At 44.9% G+C, this 18605-nt stretch carries 12 protein-coding genes; 5 read left to right on the top strand and 7 right to left on the bottom strand.

The features are described 5' to 3' along the window. The first annotated feature begins 157 nt into the window (after positions 1 to 157). Both PHEP_RS03880 and PHEP_RS03875 read left to right on the top strand, forming a co-directional pair. Positions 158 to 1582 (top strand): Gfo/Idh/MocA family protein, encoded by a 1425-nt coding sequence (locus tag PHEP_RS03880; protein WP_012780943.1) that lies wholly within the window; start codon positions 158 to 160, stop codon positions 1580 to 1582. A 41-nt stretch (positions 1583 to 1623) separates the two neighbouring features. Further along, a complete protein-coding gene (locus tag PHEP_RS03875) occupies positions 1624 to 2361 on the top strand; it encodes a glucosamine-6-phosphate deaminase (protein WP_036675500.1) in 738 nt (245 codons plus the stop codon). A 48-nt stretch (positions 2362 to 2409) separates the two neighbouring features. Here the strand turns inward: PHEP_RS03875 and PHEP_RS03870 are convergent, their stop codons facing one another. The 4 genes from PHEP_RS03870 to PHEP_RS03855 are packed head-to-tail and all read right to left on the bottom strand — an operon-like array spanning position 2410 to position 12487. Beyond that, complete coding sequence (locus PHEP_RS03870) at positions 2410 to 4341, bottom strand: DUF1800 domain-containing protein (RefSeq protein ID WP_012780941.1); 1932 nt, start codon at positions 4339 to 4341, stop codon at positions 2410 to 2412. A 49-nt stretch (positions 4342 to 4390) separates the two neighbouring features. After that, positions 4391 to 7462: a T9SS type A sorting domain-containing protein gene (locus PHEP_RS03865; protein ID WP_012780940.1), complete on the bottom strand. Its 3072-nt coding sequence runs from the start codon at positions 7460 to 7462 to the stop codon at positions 4391 to 4393. After that, positions 7452 to 9227, bottom strand: a complete 1776-nt coding sequence (locus PHEP_RS03860) for a RagB/SusD family nutrient uptake outer membrane protein (protein WP_012780939.1) — start codon at positions 9225 to 9227, stop codon at positions 7452 to 7454. Before PHEP_RS03860 ends, PHEP_RS03865 begins: the two co-directional genes overlap by 11 nt. Positions 9228 to 9244: 17 nt before the next feature. Continuing rightward, on the bottom strand, positions 9245 to 12487 hold the full coding sequence (locus PHEP_RS03855; protein ID WP_012780938.1) for a SusC/RagA family TonB-linked outer membrane protein: 3243 nt from the start codon (positions 12485 to 12487) through the stop codon (positions 9245 to 9247). A gap of 217 nt (positions 12488 to 12704) precedes the next feature. Here PHEP_RS03855 and PHEP_RS03850 point away from each other — a divergent pair, with 217 nt between their 5' ends. Next, the gene (locus PHEP_RS03850) at positions 12705 to 13481 is read left to right on the top strand and encodes a rhamnogalacturonan acetylesterase (RefSeq protein WP_012780937.1); all 777 of its coding nucleotides are present in this window, start codon (positions 12705 to 12707) and stop codon (positions 13479 to 13481) included. 27 nt (positions 13482 to 13508) lie between these two features. On the opposite strand, the gene PHEP_RS03845 is transcribed toward PHEP_RS03850, so the two are convergent. Then, entirely contained in the window at positions 13509 to 14687 is a 1179-nt protein-coding gene (locus PHEP_RS03845) for a putative glycoside hydrolase (protein ID WP_012780936.1), read from the bottom strand. 94 nt (positions 14688 to 14781) lie between these two features. Next, positions 14782 to 15924 (bottom strand): universal stress protein, encoded by a 1143-nt coding sequence (locus PHEP_RS03840; RefSeq protein ID WP_036675150.1) that lies wholly within the window; start codon positions 15922 to 15924, stop codon positions 14782 to 14784. A 77-nt stretch (positions 15925 to 16001) separates the two neighbouring features. Here PHEP_RS03840 and PHEP_RS03835 point away from each other — a divergent pair, with 77 nt between their 5' ends. Both PHEP_RS03835 and PHEP_RS03830 read left to right on the top strand, forming a co-directional pair. Further along, a complete protein-coding gene (locus PHEP_RS03835) occupies positions 16002 to 16499 on the top strand; it encodes a DinB family protein (protein WP_012780934.1) in 498 nt (165 codons plus the stop codon). 33 nt (positions 16500 to 16532) lie between these two features. After that, the gene (locus PHEP_RS03830) at positions 16533 to 17528 is read left to right on the top strand and encodes a metallophosphoesterase family protein (RefSeq protein ID WP_012780933.1); all 996 of its coding nucleotides are present in this window, start codon (positions 16533 to 16535) and stop codon (positions 17526 to 17528) included. Here the strand turns inward: PHEP_RS03830 and PHEP_RS03825 are convergent. After that, positions 17521 to 18603, bottom strand: a complete 1083-nt coding sequence (locus tag PHEP_RS03825; RefSeq protein ID WP_012780932.1) for a PepSY-associated TM helix domain-containing protein — start codon at positions 18601 to 18603, stop codon at positions 17521 to 17523. The genes PHEP_RS03830 and PHEP_RS03825 overlap by 8 nt on opposite strands. Between the last annotated feature and the right edge of the window lie 2 nt (positions 18604 to 18605).

Genomic DNA, 18605 nt, shown 5'->3' with positions numbered 1-18605 from the left:
TGATATCAATACACAATAAAAGGCTATAGTACAGATAAATGAATGGCAACGTTACCGATAACGTTCTCGCTGTTTTATTCCCTGATATGGTCAGATTCTTAAAAGTCATTTAATAGCTTTGAATCAAAACTCAACCATCATTTTAATCATACAGTTAATGAAGAACAACAGAAGAGATTTTTTAAAGCTCGGTGGTATGGCAGGTCTGGGACTGGCAGGTTCGGGTATTTTATCTGCATATACCGGCCGGGAACTGCCAACTTCAGACCAGACCCTAAAACTGGCCACAAAGCTGCACAAACAGGAATTTAACATGAGTGGCTACGCGGCCCCAAAACTGGATACGGTGCGCATTGGTTTTATAGGCCTGGGCAACAGGGGTACCGCAGCTGTAAAACGAATGGCAAGGATTGCCGGCACAAGCATCAATGCCCTATGTGATATCCGCCCGGAAAGAACGGATACCTCTTTTCAGAACTTAAAAAACACCATACATAAGCCTGTAGTTTATACCAAAAAGGAAGAAGACTGGAAAAAACTGTGCGAACGTGATGACATTGACCTGGTTTATATTGCCACACCCTGGGATTTACATACCCCGATAGCTGTATATGCCATGAACCATGGTAAACACGTATGTACTGAAGTGCCTGCAGCTACTTCACTTGAAGAATGCTGGCAACTGGTACACACCTCAGAACGTACAAAGAAACATTGTATGATGCTGGAAAACTGCTGCTACGATTTTTTTGAAATGCTGACCTTAAACATGGCAAGACAAGGTTATTTTGGCGATATCATCCATGGTGAAGGTGCTTACATCCACGACCTGCTGGAAGGGAACTTTTCGAAGTCCAAATACTACGAGATGTGGAGGTTGAAAGAAAACATTAAACACAAGGGAAATCTTTATCCTACCCATGGTCTGGGTCCAATCTGTCAGGTCATGAACATTAATCGTGGCGACCAGATGAAGTTTCTGGTATCTGTTTCGAGCAATGACTTTATGATGAACGAAATGGCTACAGAACTGGCGGCTAAGGATCCTTTTTACAAACCTTATGTAGGTAAAGCCTATAGGGGAAACATGAGTACCACCACAATTAAAACACATCTTGGGCGTACCATTATGGTGCAGCACGATGTGACTTCGCCAAGGCCATACTCCCGCCTGCACCTGATAAGCGGAACAAAAGGTACGGCACAAAAATACCCCCTGCCGGGCCGGATTTCTAACAGTCATGAAGGCTGGCTTACAGATGCTGAAATGAAAGCACTGGAAGAAAAGTATACGCCAAACCTGGTTCGGAAGATCGGTGAAATGGCCAAAGCGGTTGGTGGACATGGGGGAATGGACTTTTTAATGGATTGGCGGACGATAGATTGCCTGCGCAACGGCCTGCCGCTTGATCAGGATGTTTACGATGCAGCCTTATGGAGTTCTATTCTTCCACTTAGTGAATGGTCTGTAAACAACCGTTCCAATTCTATCGATGTGCCTGATTTTACCGGCGGGTCCTGGAAGAAAAATTTGCCGGTAGACATTTCCCTTTCTAAAGGAGGAACAACAGGTGTAATTTAAAAAAGCATACAACCACTGAAAAAATACGGATGACAATAAAAATGGAAACAAGTGTAACAAACAACCCTGTTGAGCTGGGAAAAGCTGCAGGAAAAGCTGCCGCAGCGCTGATCAGGGAAACCATTGCAAAAAATGGTAAAGCAAACATCATTCTTGCCACAGGGGCAAGCCAGTTTGAAACTTTAAATCAACTGATCAGCGAAGAGATCGACTGGAGCAAAGTGACTATGTTTCACCTGGATGAATACATAGGATTATCAGAATCGGCACCAGCCAGCTTCAGAAAATACCTGAAAGAACGTTTTCTCGAAAAAGTATCCCCTTTAAAAGCAGCATACCTGGTTAACGGAGAAACCGATCCGGAAGCAGAATGCCAGCGACTGGGTGAGATCATTACCCAAAACCCAATAGACGTTGCCCTGGTAGGTATCGGCGAAAACGGCCACCTGGCCTTTAATGATCCACCGGCCGATTTTGAGACCAAAAGACCTTACCTGGTCGTTAATTTAGATGAGCAGTGCCGCAGACAACAGTTTGGTGAAGGCTGGTTTAAAACCATTGAGGAAGTACCTACACAGGCCATTAGCATGTCTGTCCAACAGATCTTAAAATCAAAACACATTATATGCTCTGTACCCGACAGCAGAAAAGCACAGGCGGTAAAAGATAGCCTGGAACAGCCTGTCAGCAATCAATACCCTTCAAGCATCTTACAGCTGCACCCTGATTGCAGATTTTTCTTCGACAAGGCATCTGCCGAACTGTTAAGTGAAGCTTAAATAAAAAAGGCGCTTTTATTAAGCGCCTTTATCATTCTTTATTATAGCTTATCTCCTTTGAAATTCCGGAGAACCAATGATAATACCCACCACCTGGGCCAACATGTTGTTATTCACTACCGGAACAACTTCTTTCTTCTTCTCATTTAGCTCTTCTGCTCCTGATACGGCATCCATGCCGGAAAACTTATTAGACACAGGCTGGGAGACAGCGGTTGTTTTACCAGCTTCATTATTCATCTTAGCCGCTGGCACGGGCACCTGCAACAAGGGGATCAGCTGTTGATAAGCCATATCCAGGTTTCGCTCAGGTATCATTACTTTACTATAACTGACCAATGCCTTTCCTGCAGTTTCAGTACCCTTTTGCGGGTTCAGCGCAGCAAGGTTTACCACCACCCCCGGAATGCGTCCTGAGCTGAGTGCCAGGCCAAAGTTCATCCGGCTCAGTAAGGAACCCGTATTGATCCAGTATTGCCCCTTGTCGGGGAAACCGGTAGGGGCCTGATAATAATAAATCCGCTGCCCCATTCTTGAAATCCAGGTAAACAACTGATAAGGCTGCTGAATGTCGGCATTTACGGCCCGTACACTACTTATAGCTAGTTCAAAAGGCGATTTGGTTTTCTGCCTCAATGCTTTGGCATCCCAGAATTCAGGCGAATTTACCATGGTACGCAACACCTGCCTGATGTCCCCATCTGCCGAGGTAAATGTCTTGGCCATTTTCCTGATCATGCTGGCCGGAGGATTGTCACTTACAAAACGTACAGCCAGTTTCCTGGAAATAAAATTAGCAGCGGCCGGATGATGGGCCAGCATCTCTAAAAGTGCTACCCCCTCTTCATAGCCACCATTTGCCTCAAAACGTTTTCCCAATACCACCTTCTCTCCCTTATCATGCCGGTTAGGTGTAAACAAAAAGTCACCCTCATGTACAAAGCCTTCCGCAGCCAGGTTATTTTCCCCGATTTTAGCGACCAGGCCTTTCATCGCACTGCCATAACCTGAACTGCTGATCGGATAAATGGTCCAGCCTGTCAGAACGCGGGCGGCCTGTGTAACATCCGACTGGGTATAACCTCCATCAACACCAAGAGTATGCAGTTCCATTACTTCCCGGGCATAGTTTTCATTCAGCCCAGGCACGTTTTTAGGCGGCACAGCTGCCATATTTACCGGTTTTGTCTTTTGCGGGCTTTCGGATGCCATCATCATACCCATAGCAGGCTGACTGGCAGGAACTGCTGCACCCTGACTGGTAAAATTGTCGAGAAAATACAGCATAGCCGGAGATTTGGCAGAAGCGATCAGCAACTGATCAAATTTTCCCAGCGCATTTGGTCTGATGACGTCCCTTTCATAAGCAGGTATAAACTGCGCACACTCCCCTTTGGTAAATGAGACATTAAAATGGTTAAACCAAAAATCCGACATCACTTCCTGCAACTGGTTATTGGTATAGGCAGCCCTTAATATGTGCTGTGATATAAACTGCTTATACAGCTCCTGATCGGACTTAAGCCCTTTACTGGCCATATAAGCCTGTATCTGCTCGTTGTAAGCTTTTTTGTCTACGGCCTTTCCCACAGAATCTTTACTGATCACACTGTCTTTCAGTGCCATTTGCAATACTACAAAGCCCGGCGGATATTTGCTCAGCACCTCTGTATTGCTAAGTTGAATGGCATCATAACTTCTTAACCTGCCCTGCAGCCCCTCATCCGGCAAATTTCCTTCCAGTTGTTTGTTAAACCAGTTTTCAAGTCCCATGGTTACTACCTCATCAATTTGACCGGGTGTAGCCCCATAGGTAAATCGGCTTAAAAGATGTGCCGCAGCCTGCCGTATGTTTAACCCTGCCTGTTTATAAGGAAAGACAGATTTTGCTGCTGGCCTTCCCTTTTGAAAAGCAGTACAGAATACAGTCGCGATGAACAGGAATACAAACAAACAGACAATTTTGGCAGGCGTTCTCATAACAGTTTATTTTTATATATAACGTTAAGACCCTCAATAAAGTTTAAGGTTATATTTTTATGAAAAGCCCGCTTTGCCTTTCGCTGATATTATTGAACTCGATGATATAAGAGCCCTGCGGCAAATCAGTAGCGTCTATTTCAGTTTGCATTATGCCATTTTGAATGGATTTGACAATTACTTTTCGGCCGGTTATGGTATAAACAGTCATCATTGCCGATGGGTTGGCTTTTGAATGGTTAACCTTTAATATGCCTGTCACCGGATTTGGATACAGCTTTAATTTTTTCAGTTCTTTTACAATACTGGTATCCGGCATTTTAGGCAGTGTTGAACTACGTTTCAGCATTAAAGGGTTATGGTGAATGCTTACCGTATTGCTGTAAACGGTGCTTCCCGTACCATCGATGCGTTTACTCCCAATTTTATAATGAACAGTTTGCCCGGGTGCGGCATTATCTTTCAACAGATAAGCAGTTTGATTTATTGAAGCCGTAATTTCTGTAATTTTTGTAAATGACAGGCTGTCTGTAGACCTGTATAATCCGAGCTTAAACTGGTCCTTTGCCCAGTCAATATTAAAATCGACCTTAACGGTATCCAGTCCGCCTTTTTGGGCATTGATTGCCATAAACGTAACCTGTTGATCGGGTGAGGGTATACCATTAAGGTATTTTTCAAGCAGGGTATAACCATCTGCAGCATAGGTATTCCTATCCAGCCCGGTCGAATCTGTAGCAGAACCCTGTGTCATTTTTTCCCACCAATCCGGCAGGCCGTCATTATCAGTATCTCTAGCATAAGTGGTACTGCTCAGTACAGGCCAGCCTCCAACAGTGTTCTGGCTGTCTATGATACCCGAAGGGTGTCCCATACCTGCAGCCACATAGCTGCTGTCCTCATAGGTTGCGGTGCCCGTTCTGGTTTCTTTAATGATCCGTCTGTCAACCGTATCGCGGCGGGGCAAAATGGCTCCGGCACTGTTCATGACCGCATCAAAAGCTGCTTCAGCGGTTTGCGTTACTACAGGGCTGTAAGGAAAAGCGGTCGATACCTTTCCTGCAGCCTTCATTGCTGCAGCATCATAATAACTATCTAACTGCACACCTTTTGTCCAATTATCAGCTGTAACATCCGGAAAGCCATGTACGTAATTGCCGTCAATATAAAATTTAGCACCAAACACAGTGTCCCCCGCCAGGGTAGTGCTGAAGCTGGGGAATAAAAGGATGCGGTTTTTACGGTTCGTGGCCGAACTGCCAGCCCCACCTGTAGTTGCCGGCCCGGCCTTATGGTAATTGTTCACCATGTTATAATGCCCCCCGGCACCGCCATAAGGCGATCCTACCCAGTTAAAGATCACATTATTTCTAAAATCTGCATATTCAAGTTCCGGCTGTAAACTGGTAGTGCTCCCGGAAAAACGCGGGTTCCTGTTAGAGTTACTTGCCAGTAAATTATGATGGAACGAGGCGTTCTGGCCACCCCATATTCCACCATATCCGTGTGGGGTACCTTTGGTATGGAGCGACTGGTACAGGCTTTCACTCAGCATACTCCATTGCAGGGTAAACTTCGAAACCGCATAAAAAGAGCCTACTTCATCGGTAGACCAGCTCATAGAGCAATGATCAATCATGATGTTGTTGTAAGGCTGACTGATGGGACTGCCAAAATTGTTGTACATCGCATCCACCACTTTAGAAGAATCACCCGGCACTGTGATCACATCTCCCGGACGGGAACGGATATACCTTACGATAACCTGGTTTGCACGTATGCCCAGTCCATAATTCTTCAGGCAAATACCGTCTCCCGGAGCAGTCTGACCAGCAATAGTGATGTTATCTTTAGTAATGGTTATGGCACTTTGCAGATTGATCGTGCCAGATACTTTAAACAGTACCGTACGGTTGGGTTGCGATACCGCATCGCGCAGGCTTCCGGCCAGGTTGTCGTTCAAATTGGTCACATAATAAATATCCCCTCCGCGACCGCCTTTGGTATAACGTCCTCCACCTTCCGCTCCTGGAAAGGCCAGCTGCGGACTAACCTCGCTACTGCCACTGACGACAACATCTTTTGAGACCAGGTATCTGCCATCACTGAATCCGCTGGTTGTCCATGGATATACCCGGAGGTAAAAAGTACGGTTATCTGTAACCGGAATGTTCAGGTTTGCAAAGGTAATTACAGCAGGTACTGAACCAGATGTCAGTGTTACATCGGGGTTTAAATTGGTAAAGGTGGTCCCATCTGTTGACCAGCAGATCCGCGCATGTGCATAAGCAGAGGAATTAAAACTAAGGGGCACCTTAACCTGGCTTACCACAAAATTATAGCCCGCGGCCGGGTTTACAGCATACTGCACATACCTGTTGCTATCTGCACCGGTATTAGCAGGCCAGTTCCCATTCAGCGGTAAAATGCGCTGACCTCCGCTGCCGGAAATGTAATTGTTTACCTTAAGTCCGGAAAGCACCTGTACCGGTGCAGTAACCTGACCGGTAACACTGGCTGTCTGGTTTGCAGTTAAGCTCCAGCTGGCAAATGGGGAAACATTGGTAGTTCCGCTGATGGACACATTCCTGATGAGCAGGTATTTATTATTTATGACACTGGCTGTCCAGGGAGAAATCCTGAAATACAACTTTTTGCCGCTTGGCACAGTAATGTTCAGTCCGCCAAAAGTATAGGATGTAGGTGTTGTACCTGATACCAGTGAAAAGTTTGAGGTCAGGTTTGTAAAATGAACACTATCGGTAGACCAGGCCATGTTTACACGTCCGGCACTGGAACCATAAAAACTGATCATCAAGGCTACCGAACTAACATTTAAATCATTTCCGCTAAGGGGGCTCAATGCAAATTGCATAAACCGTGTAGTATCTGGCACAGTCTGGGCAGGCCAAGTACCCCCAGGAGGCAAAGTCCGCTGTCCCCCGCTGATGTAGTCCTGGATGGTTAAGCCCGCAAGCTGCTGAACAGCTGCTGTAATGTTGCCCGTTACGGATGCACTTTGATTAGCTGTTAAGGCCCAGCTTACCGTAGCCGGACTTTGTGCATGCAAATTACCCAGTGTAAACCAGCAGAGAAAAAAGCACCATACCTTAGTAGCCATAATCCTGCTTTAGCTTTGGATTCGATTCTACCACAGATTGTGGCAAAGGCATCAGTTCGCTGTGATCGGGCTTAAAATACTGGGCAAAATTGGTAATCCAGGTAGTTGTAATGGAACTTACCCAGGCTACCCTGGTATATCCGGTAGGTAAAGTTGCCGGAGTTGGAGCATACAATGAATTGCTGAAAATCACATCCGGAGAGGCTGTTTTATAATACATATTCTGTGGCAGATTATTGTAAGGGGCCTGTTTGTTCAGCATTTTGGTATAATTTGCCCTTGTCTCACTGATCCTGGCAGCCAGGAGGTTCCAGCGGATCAGGTCATATTTCCTAACTCCTTCTCCGCCGAACTCAAAATACCGTTCGTTTACAATGGCATTAAAAAAATCGGCTTTACCACCCGGGGTAATGCCTATAGCACTTTCATTGCCTTTAAAAGCACGTTTTCTCACCTCTTCATACGCTGTTTTTGCAGCCGGACTTGGACCATTGTTTAGTTCATTTTCAGCTTCAGCAAACATCAGCAGTACATCCGAGAACCGAAGAATAGGCCAGTTGATGCCGGTTTGCTGACTGGCAGAAGTTGGCGCCGGATTCCACCAGTCGGCCCTGAACTTACCGCAGGTCATGTTTACCATGGTTTGCACCGCTTTGGTCTTGTCGGCATTGTTGTAATAAGGCGCCAGCGTAACATCCCTTCGGGTATCCAATTCATTAAATGCATAAAAATATACGGGCACAGCCCTAACAGAGCTGTTACCCTGTTGAGCAGTGGTAGAAGAAACATAAAAGCGCGGGCCGTCATAATAACCAATACGTCCGCTAATGTCCTTACCCAGGGCCACTTCAAACATTACTTCACCGTTGGGCTCTATTTTAAAAGCATCAATATTATTTTTGAATATATCCTGGAAATTCGGATTGAGTGTATGTTTATCCCGGCGCTGCATCACCTCATTACATTCATCGCGCGCAATCTGGTAATATTTCAGGTAATCTGCTTTCCGTTCCATCTGCTGTGGTTCCCTTCTTAACGCATATCCACCTCTGAAAAGGGCAATACGTGCCCTTAAGCCTTTTACAGCTCCTTTGGTAATGCGTTCATCCGCTACCACACCCGGATCATTACGCCAGGGCACCAGCTCGGCGGCCAATTTAAGATCATCCAGCAAACGGTCGTAAATCACATCGCGATCTGTTTTTGGCAGGTAAAGATCTGCCTGGTCAATTGCCGGTTCAAATATGGCCGGAAGATCCCCCCAGTTCCTGAGCAGTTCCAGATAAAACTGCGCACGCAGGGTAAGCGCCTCGCCGTATAACCTGCGGAGCTGCTGTTTCTCAGTTTCCGAGCCGCTGCTGTACATGGCCATTGCCGGAATGTTCTTGATGCAGATATTGGCCCGCTCCACTCCGGTATACAATTGTTGAAAAGGCAGGGTAAGCTGTCCGTTTGTAGGTTGCAGGTTATACCGCGAAAGGTCGCGCGAATTGTTATCAGGTGCAGAAGCATTGGTAACACCTATAAATTCGTCCGTATCGTAGGGGTACATCATGCTCAACCTGCTTCCATAGCCATTGTCGCCGGTCAGCTGTTCATAAACACCCATCAGGGCACTGGTAGTATTGGCCACATTGCTGAACACAAACTTTTCATCAAATGCGGATGGTGGCGACAGGTCAAGATACTTTTTACAGGAAACCAGGCCAAGTATGCTGGTAAAAAAAAGAAAGGTTATTGCGGATAAAAATGATTTCTTTTTCATCTTTTGTGTGGTTGAGGTTAAAGGGAAAGGTTAATGCCAAACAGATAAGTGCGGCTGCGCGGATAAGCGGAATAATCTACCCCCGGCGTTACCGGATTGGAACTGCGGACATTCACTTCGGGGTCAAAACCGGAATAGCCGGTTATAACGGCCACATTATTTGCCGTAACATATACCCGAAGCTTGTTTATTTTTGCCCTGCTCAGCAGTTTAACCGGAAAAGTATACCCCAGGGTAATGTTATTGAGTCGTAGAAAAGAACCATCTTCAACTGCCCATGAGGTAGGATAAAAAGCACCTGTACCACTGATGGGCATCCAAATGTTCGCATCCTTGTTCAGTGCCGCCAGCTGGTCCGGTGCTATGCCGGTTACCTGGGCCACCCCACCTGTTACAGTCACCTTTTGTACTACCACACCATTGGCATCAATCATTTTCCAGCGGTTGTTCATAATGGCCAGCATATTGGTATTGGGTGTATAGCTGTTGGTAAACTCCACTTTGTTGGCATTGTAAATATCATTGCCAACAACAAAGTTCACAAACATGCTCATGTCAAAATTTTTGTAAGTAAACTGCTGATTAAAGCCCCCTGTAAATTTAGGTGTGGCATTGCCGATGATGTCCTTGTCATTTTCCGTAATGATGTTATCGCCATCACGGTCTTTCAGTTTCATCCAGCCCGGTTGTGCTGTACCAATTACACCAGATACATCGGCTACCCCTGCTTTAAGCGTATAAATTTGCGTAGCTGGATCATAGTTAAAATCATCTACTTTATAAAAACCATCCGATACAAAACCGTACATAGAACCTACGGGCTTACCTACTTTAACGATATAGTCGGAAGGCTGACCGGAAACAAAAGATACGGCTGGTGCAGGAAGATAACTGGAGGCGGTAGACAGCCTGTCAATATTATTCCGGTTAAAGGCAAGGTTGAAATTGGTTGTCCAGGAGAAATTCTTGTTCTGTACCGGAATGGCATTTAACTGAAATTCCAGTCCTTTATTAGAGGTTTGCCCTACATTCTGGAGTTGTGTGGTGTAACCGGAAATAGATGGTATCCGCACATTCAGTAAAAGGTCTTTCACCTTGTTTTTATACGCATCAATATTCAGTTGCAGGCGGTTATCCCAAAGGGCGATGTCCAAACCGATATTCTGTGTTACTGTAGTTTCCCATTTCAGGTTTTTATTGGCCAATGAAGAAGAGGTAAAACCAGCGTTTACGATCTCATTTAAAGCATATTTGGCATTGGTGGTAAAAGTGGTCAGGTAAAGGTAATCGTCAATCCTGTTATTGCCCGAAGCCCCATAGCTGGCGCGGAGTTTCAGGTCAGAAATAAAATGCACATCCTTCATAAAATCTTCTTTTGAGATGCGCCATCCTATTGACCCGGAAGGGAAATAGCCCCAGCGTTTATCTGTTGCAAATTTTGAAGAACCATCGGTACGGAAGGTCAGCTTTGCCAGGTATTTATCATTGTAGGCATAATTCAGGCCACCAAAGAACGAAAGCAGGTGGCTCTCGGTGATGACATTGGCCGGGAACAGTGGCGAGCTGACGCCCAGACTAAGCTGGCCCAAAGCCTTTTCGGGTGTAATGCCCATAGAAAACTGTTTCAGCTGGTCCAGCTTCACCTCGTCCCTTAAATTATAGATTTCCTGTCCGAGTAATGCACTAAAGTTATGGGCCTTCTTTTTTAAAGTATAGGTGAATACATTAGAGTTGTTGAGGCTGAAACGTTTGGTATTGTTAATGTTAACAATGGGCAGACCGCCACCGTTCTGACGGGCATTGGAAGTAAAATAATCATCAAAGGAATTGATGGTAGTATTGGTAAAATTAACTCCTGCGGTAGATCTGAAAGAAAGGCCTTTGGTTAATATATAATTAAGGTAACCATTGATGTTCAGGTTGTTTGAAGGCCGGTTCCGGTATTGGGCATCACTCAACTGAATAGGGTTCAGTACACCCAGGCCATTGCCGGTATTGGTATCATTAAAATAATCCTCGTCCTGTACGTCATCACTTAAACCGGTGGTGTTTAAAGGCTTGTATTTAATGGTATGCCTAAGCAGGCTGTAGGTAGCTGTTGTTTCGCTGGTGGAAACACCAGAGCCATTGATTTTCTGATCGTTGTACCGCATGCCGAAGCCTGCCCTCAGCTTTTCACTGGCACGGTGGTCTAGCTTTAAATTGATCAGCTGCCTGTTGAACTTCGAATTCAGCATGATGCCCTGCTGCGCATTGTTGGTATAGCTCACATTAAAAGTGGTGGCCTTTCCTCCACCGGTTAGGGCAATTGTATGGGTCTGCGAAACTGCATCGCGGCCAAAGGTTTTTTCCTGCCAGTCTATTCCTGCAATGTTTTTATACTGGCCCAGATCTGCAAAATCGCCGTAAACCTGCTGAAAGGCAGTTTCATTATTGGTCAGGCCACGGCTCCTTTCATATTGTCTGAGTACAAAATCATAGGGGCTCATCACTTCCAGTTTACGCTGCAATTGTGCCAGTCCGAAAAAACCGTCATAGCTGATCCTGGTCTTAGCTTCCCGCCCCCCTTTGGTAGTCACCACAATTACTCCGTTTGCGCCCCTTGCACCATAAATAGCAGTTTCTGAAGCATCTTTTAAAACCTCAACAGATTCTATATCTGATGGTGCAATGTTCGACAGCCCATCCTCTACCTGCACCCCGTCTATGACGTATAAAGGCGCGTTACTTTGCGTAATGGAACCTCCACCCCTAACAAGGATCCTCACATCCGAGCCGGGCATACCTTCATTTGCGGTAACCTGAACTCCAGCCAACCGGCCTGCCAGCGCTTCTGCTGCCGAGTTAATGGGGATATCTTTCAGTTGCCTTGCATTTACTGAAGCCACTGCACCCGTAATGTCTTTGCGCTGCAAGGTTTTGTAACCAATGCTAACCACCTCGTTCAGCATATAGGCTTCTGGCTGCATCCTTACCGTCAGCTCCTTTTCATCTGTAACTTTTACTTCTCTGGGTTTGTAGCCCATGTATTTAAATACAAGCGTTATTTCTCCGTTTAAGGGAAGGGTTATTTTAAAAGCCCCGTTGATGTCTGTGCTCACTGCCGTAGGTTTTCCTTTTATACCCACAGATACGCCAGCCAGCAGTTCATCTTCTGCCTGGCTCATAACTTTACCCGAGATTGTACGGTTCTGTTGCTGTGAAAAAGAAATGCCTGCAAAGAGCAGCAAAATAAAAAGTAGTGGTATAGATCTTTTCATAATGTTTGGTTATAGCTGGTTTAGCACGATTGACCTATCGTTTTATAACAAGATTACATTATTCTGATGAAGATATAACCGATTTGAGGTTAAAAAAGTATGCAACCGTTACCGAGAACGTTATCGATAGCGTTCTCATTAATTTTATACATTGGATTGGCTTTCGGCAAGGGCCTGAAAAGTATCTTCGTAAAGATTAAAACCCTAAATTTAAATCATGATGAAACCGACATTAAAACCCTTAATCGCCTCATTAATAATATTGTTTGTACTGGTCAGCTTTAAGAACGAGCGGAAAAAGATAACCATATATTCTATCGGCGACTCTACCATGTGCGATTTTGCCCCCAGTTACCTTTCACAATTTGGTGGCGACAATTATCCCATCAGGGGCTGGATGCAAATGATGCCCGGTTTTTTTAATGATCAAGTGCTGATCCATAATGCGGCCCGCAGCGGTAGGAGCTCTAAAAGCTTCAGGACCGAAGGTCATTGGAAACCGGTTATAGACCAGGTAAAAGCCGGTGATTATGTATTCATTATGTTTGGCGGCAACGACCAGAAACCCGATACTGCCAGACATACAGATCCGCAAACCACCTATAGGCAAAACCTGCTGAATTATGTAAATGAAACAAAGGCTAAAGGGGCATATCCCATTCTGTTTACCTCACTGGTACGCAGAAGCTTTGGTAAAGATGGCAAGCTGCGCGATACTTACGGAGATTATGTGACAGCGGTACGCAACCTTGCCAAAGAAATCAACGTCCCTTTGATAGATATGTATCAAAAATCGTGGGACCTTGTTGAAGGGTATGGTCCTGAGGAATCTAAAAAACTATTCCTGTATATTGAACCGGGAAAATTTACCAAACTGCCTGAAGGTAAAAAAGACGACAGCCATTTGTGTGTATTTGGTGCTACCGAAATGGCGCGTCTTGCCGCACAAGGGCTAAAAGAAATAAAATCGCCGCTGGCCGGCTATCTGAAATAATGCTCTGGCCGGCTTCAGGGCTGAACTTTACCTGGTTAAAACAAGTCCTGAAGCCGGATCCATATTTACCTCGTTCTCTATTACATTTCCCCGCAATGTTTTCCATTTGCCTTTGGGGAGTTGAACTGCAGCGACATTAACCGCAGATGGATTTACCAGACAGAGTCCCCTGGTATACGGCCGGATCCAGGCACCGCTGCCGCTTTCTTCAGGCTCGGCAACGGGTTCACCAATGGCCACATCCATTTCCTTACGGTAATCAAAATAATGATAAACAGTAGTTTTTCCATATTCTGCAAGCGCAAGCAAACTTTGAGGGCCACGCGATAACAGGTAGTTGGCCAATACCCATTCTATTTGTGCTGCCGGTGCTTGCGGCACCAGCCCCTTTACCTGATTAATGGATACATAAGCCTTTACAGGTGCTACCTTTCTTAAAAAAAGGAAGGCTTTTTTCCAGGCACCACCTGTAATGTTTTCTCCGCGATGGCAGAAACCAGTTTCATCAACCCACATGTCAACAGCATCAATTACTTTTAATATCACTTCTGCACTGGCAGTGGTGGCCTTGATATTAGCCGAGACACGGACGCCAAGGGGCCGGAGTTTAGCACTTAAATACTGCATCCAACTGATCATGTTCTGCTGAAAAACAGGATCATCCTTTTTACCGGTATACAGTTGCACCCATTCTTTCCCTTTAAAATGGCCTGCACTTTTTGGCCAGTTGCCCAGGTCAACATTGTCCATAGCAACCATTTTATAGCCACTTTTTACAGCAGGTAAAATAAACGTATTGAAATAAAACTCCTGAACTTCCGGATTGGAAACATCCAGTGGCGTTAAACCGCCATAACTATAAACGTAGCCATAAGCAGGTGTAATCCTGTCTTCCTGGTACATGACCCAGTCGGGATGATATTCCTGATACCAGGCTATGGATAGTTTTTTATCTGGGGTACGGATAGAGGGAAAATACTTACTTGCGATAACACCCGCCGGCTGTTCAGCTTTCAAAGCACCCCAGATGTAACAGACCTTAGACAGATGGGCTGTATATTGACTGGGATCAGTAACTTTAGAATCAAAGACCTGTGCCAGGGCTATTCCTCCCGAAGGGATTTCCGGAAATGGATCTGAGCGCTTATGCTGTGCAAACAGGGTGGTTCCTGAAAGGATAAGGAAGCTGTAAAGTAAAGTTTTCATAGCTTCAAAAATATTGATATCACCTTGTCATTTTCAGGATAAGAGTAATAAAAACAGCGAGAACGTTGCCGGGAGAACGTTGCAGGCAGGAGGATTATTTATCTTCACGGAACAGCAACAGGGGAAGGTTGGTATGATAGGCCAATTTACTGGTCAGGCTACGGTGAAACAATCCCTCAAAAAAACCATAAGCCCTGGGCACGGTAACCAACAGCTGAATTTGCTGCTCACTGGCAAATTCCATAATTCCGGCTACCAGATCTTCATGGTCAGTATAATGATATTCAGGCTCCTCATCGTCCCACAGGCGGTGCAGGGCCGCCAGTTCGGCTATGGTATCAGGATTAAAGCTGGCGGTATTTTTCGCAACATTTAAAATATACAGCTTTGCATTCAGCGCATGAATCAAGGTTTTTATAGGCCGTGTGGGTATAGTTTCAATTACCTTTTTAAGGTCACAGGCAAACAGCACCCGCTGTATATCTGCAAATACAGCCTCTTTAGGTACAATAAGCAGGGGCACCCTGCATGCATCGGCTATATGAACGGCATTGCTACCTATAAATATTTTTTCAAGGTTACTTTTGCCTGTCGTACCCATAACCACAAGGCCAAGTTGTAATTGCTCGGCAAGGATATTCACCGCTGCTGCCAGCGGGCGCTCATCGCAACGTACAGTTACCGTAATGTCATCAGCAACCATCAGTTCTATTTCCTTTTTTAGCTTGTTCAGCTCCCTAATACTTTCAGTCTGAAAATCTATAGCAGGCGGCGGATTTTGCAAAGGAACATCGGTAGCCAGCGGGACTGAAACGGAGTGGTATAAAATAATACTGGAAGTTTTAAACCTTGTCGTAATTACAGCAGCATATCTTGCAGCATTCAATGCAGCCGCAGAAAAGTCGATCAGCACCAATATGTTTTTTATGGAGTATATTTTATCAAGGTGCTTATCTATGGCCTCTCCAAGCTCCTGAAAACCCTTTTCCGGGATTGTTCGCTGTCCGGGTTGTTCCACCTTCCATTCCCCAGCCTCCGAACGCAGCAGGATGATCGGGTTATCTTCATTCGTCACAAACTCAACTTTAAAACGGCGATGGTAGTCAAAAGCCGTTACTATGGCCTCCAGCTCCAGACTACCCACTTTAAACTCAACAGAAAATGTTTCCACAGTATTTCCTCCTTCAATTAACCAAAGCAGATCAACAAGCAACAGATCGATGTGATCAAATAACAATTCAGCATGAAAATGGTTTACATCTTTAAAGGTTAAACAATTTATTCACTATCTTTATTATTCTAATCTATGATGATATGATACTGCAATACCTCACACAAGAATTTGAGCATGAAGTAACCAGCACGCGCAAATTATTACAGGCGGTCCCTCAAAAAGACCTAGGCTATAAACCATCAGAAATTTCCTGGACTATGGGCCAGCTTGCCCAGCATATTGCCATTATTTACTATTGGTATGTGGGTACACTCACTAAAGATGTGTACGACATGGCAGGTGACCATCTTGAGCGCGGCGATCCTAATGATATCAAAGCTACCCTTGCACTTTTTGAAAGTAATGTAGAGAAGGCCAGGGCTGCACTAAAATCGCTTACTGAAGAGAAGCTGCAGGACAACTGGACAATGAAAATAGGTGAGCAGGTGGTTCTCGGTCCTATGCCAAGGGGCATTGTATCGCGTGGATTTCTTTTTAACCACATTTACCACCATCGTGGTGAAATGATTGTTTACCTGCGTGCTACAGGAAATAAAGTACCAGGTATGTACGGTCCAACGTATGAAGAAAGTATATAAAAGCTTAAGGAATCCGAATTGTATCTTTAAGGCATGACCACCTCAAACCTCATTAAAGCAGCTTTTCTGGTCTTTAGCATTACCATAATTACGGCCTTCAAAGTACAGCAAAACAGCGGTCAACCCAAACCAGGGAAAGCCTTAAAAATTATGGTAATCAGCGATCTGAATGCCAGTTATGGCGCACTTAGCTATAGCCCCGATATCAGAACTGTAATTGACCGCATCAAAACCATTAAACCTGATATCATATTGTGTGGTGGGGATATGGTAGCCGGCCAGAAAGCTTCACTTACGGAAACCCGCATTGACAGTATGTGGACAGTTTTTGATCAAACTGTTTTAAAACCTATCAGCGATTTAAAAATCCCTTTCGGCTTTACTCTGGGGAACCATGATGCCTCCCCGGGATTTGTAAAGGACCGTATAGCCGCCAAACAATTCTGGGACAAACACATTGGAGCTACCCATCTTGATTTTGCCGACAATACGCATTATCCTTTTTATTTTAGCTACGTGAGCAATAATGTATTCTTCGTCAGCTGGGATGCCTCATCGGCAAAAATAAAACCCGAAGTACTGGAATGGATGAAGGTGCAGCTGAAAAGCAAAGCAGCTACAAACGCAGGCTTTCGCATCTTGTTGGGTCATTTACCGCTTTATGCAATTGTGGCTGATAAAAACAAGCCTGGTGAAGTAAACGAAAATGCAGACCAGAGCCTTAATTTCTTTAAAGACAACAACATTGATATGTATATCAGCGGCCATCAGCATGCCTATTTCCCGGCACATAAAAATGGGGTGATATTGTTCAATGCCGGCTGTATTGGCAATGGCCCCCGTCCTATCCTAGGTCATCAGGAGCCTGCAAAAAAAGCCTATTCTATCATTGAAATACCAGTTAAAACGCCTAAAAATTTCAGCTTCAATACTTTTATGCCTGAAAACAATATGCCTATAGCATTAGGCAGCCTGCCCGATTCTGTGACTGGTTTTAATGGCTGCATCAAACGGATAGACATCAGATAAACCTGCGCTTACGTTTTTTTTTCAGCCAGATGATCAACCCGGTAACCGGCAAACTGGCCGAGATCAGTGCTGCCAGGCAAGCAATAATTTTACCGGGCAAGCCGAATAACCTGCCGGTATGAAGGTCATAATTTGTGGCCTCTACCAGATCAGCCCCATTATACTCCTTGTATAGCTTTGCACGCAACAGCTGTCCGCTTGCCTCATCAAAGAAAAAGGTATTCTGGTTACGCGCCCATCGGTATGGGTAGATCATCCTGAGCCGAAGTTCACCTCCTTTTCTTACCGAAATACTGGTTGTAACAGCACCAGGATATTTAATCATCATGTTTTCATAAAGCCTATTGTACCTTATTGCCAGCGGTTCAATTACAGCAGGCTTAAGGGAGGGTTCCACTTTTCCACTGCTGAGTTTTGAGCCGGTAAAAAAACTGGCCACCATTTTAACTTCCTTAAAGGCAAAGAACAGACCTGTCAGCGAAATTACGAGCAGCAGCCAGGAAGCATAAAAGCCCAATACATTATGCAGGTCATAATTTATCCGTTTAAATGAGCCTTTCCATTTAATGCTGAGCGACTGTTTTAGCAGCCTTAACTGACGGGGGAACCATAAAACAAGACCGGTGATCAGCATGAATACAAATATGACTACCGACCAGCGTTGAATAAATTTGCCCGTTTCACCCATCAACAGGGTCATATGGATCTCTTTAACCGTCTCCAGCCAATCGCGTCCACCTTTGTACACCAATTCTCCGGTGTAAGGATTAAAGTAATAGATTTTATTTTTAGCTGCTATTTCTACCGTAGCATTTGCTTGTCCGTTGGTAATTCTTAAAACGGTGATCTTTTCTTTTGGTGCCAGTTTTTCAAAATTGCCAATCACTTTATCCAGTCCTATAAAGGGTTTTTGCTGCAGCGGAACATACAGTCGATCAGTCTGTGTAGCTTCCCTGATCTCTTCTTCAAAAACATACAGGCCACCGGTAATGCTAACCACAAATACAATTAGACCGGTGCCTAAGCCCAGCCACAAGTGTATTTGTCTGATTATTTTTTTGAACCTTTTATTCATCC

This window comes from Pedobacter heparinus DSM 2366 (assembly GCF_000023825.1).
Taxonomy (GTDB): Bacteria; Bacteroidota; Bacteroidia; order Sphingobacteriales; family Sphingobacteriaceae; genus Pedobacter; species Pedobacter heparinus.
The sequence above is the reverse complement of the archived record's forward strand: the minus strand, read 5'-3'. Positions and strand labels throughout refer to the sequence as shown.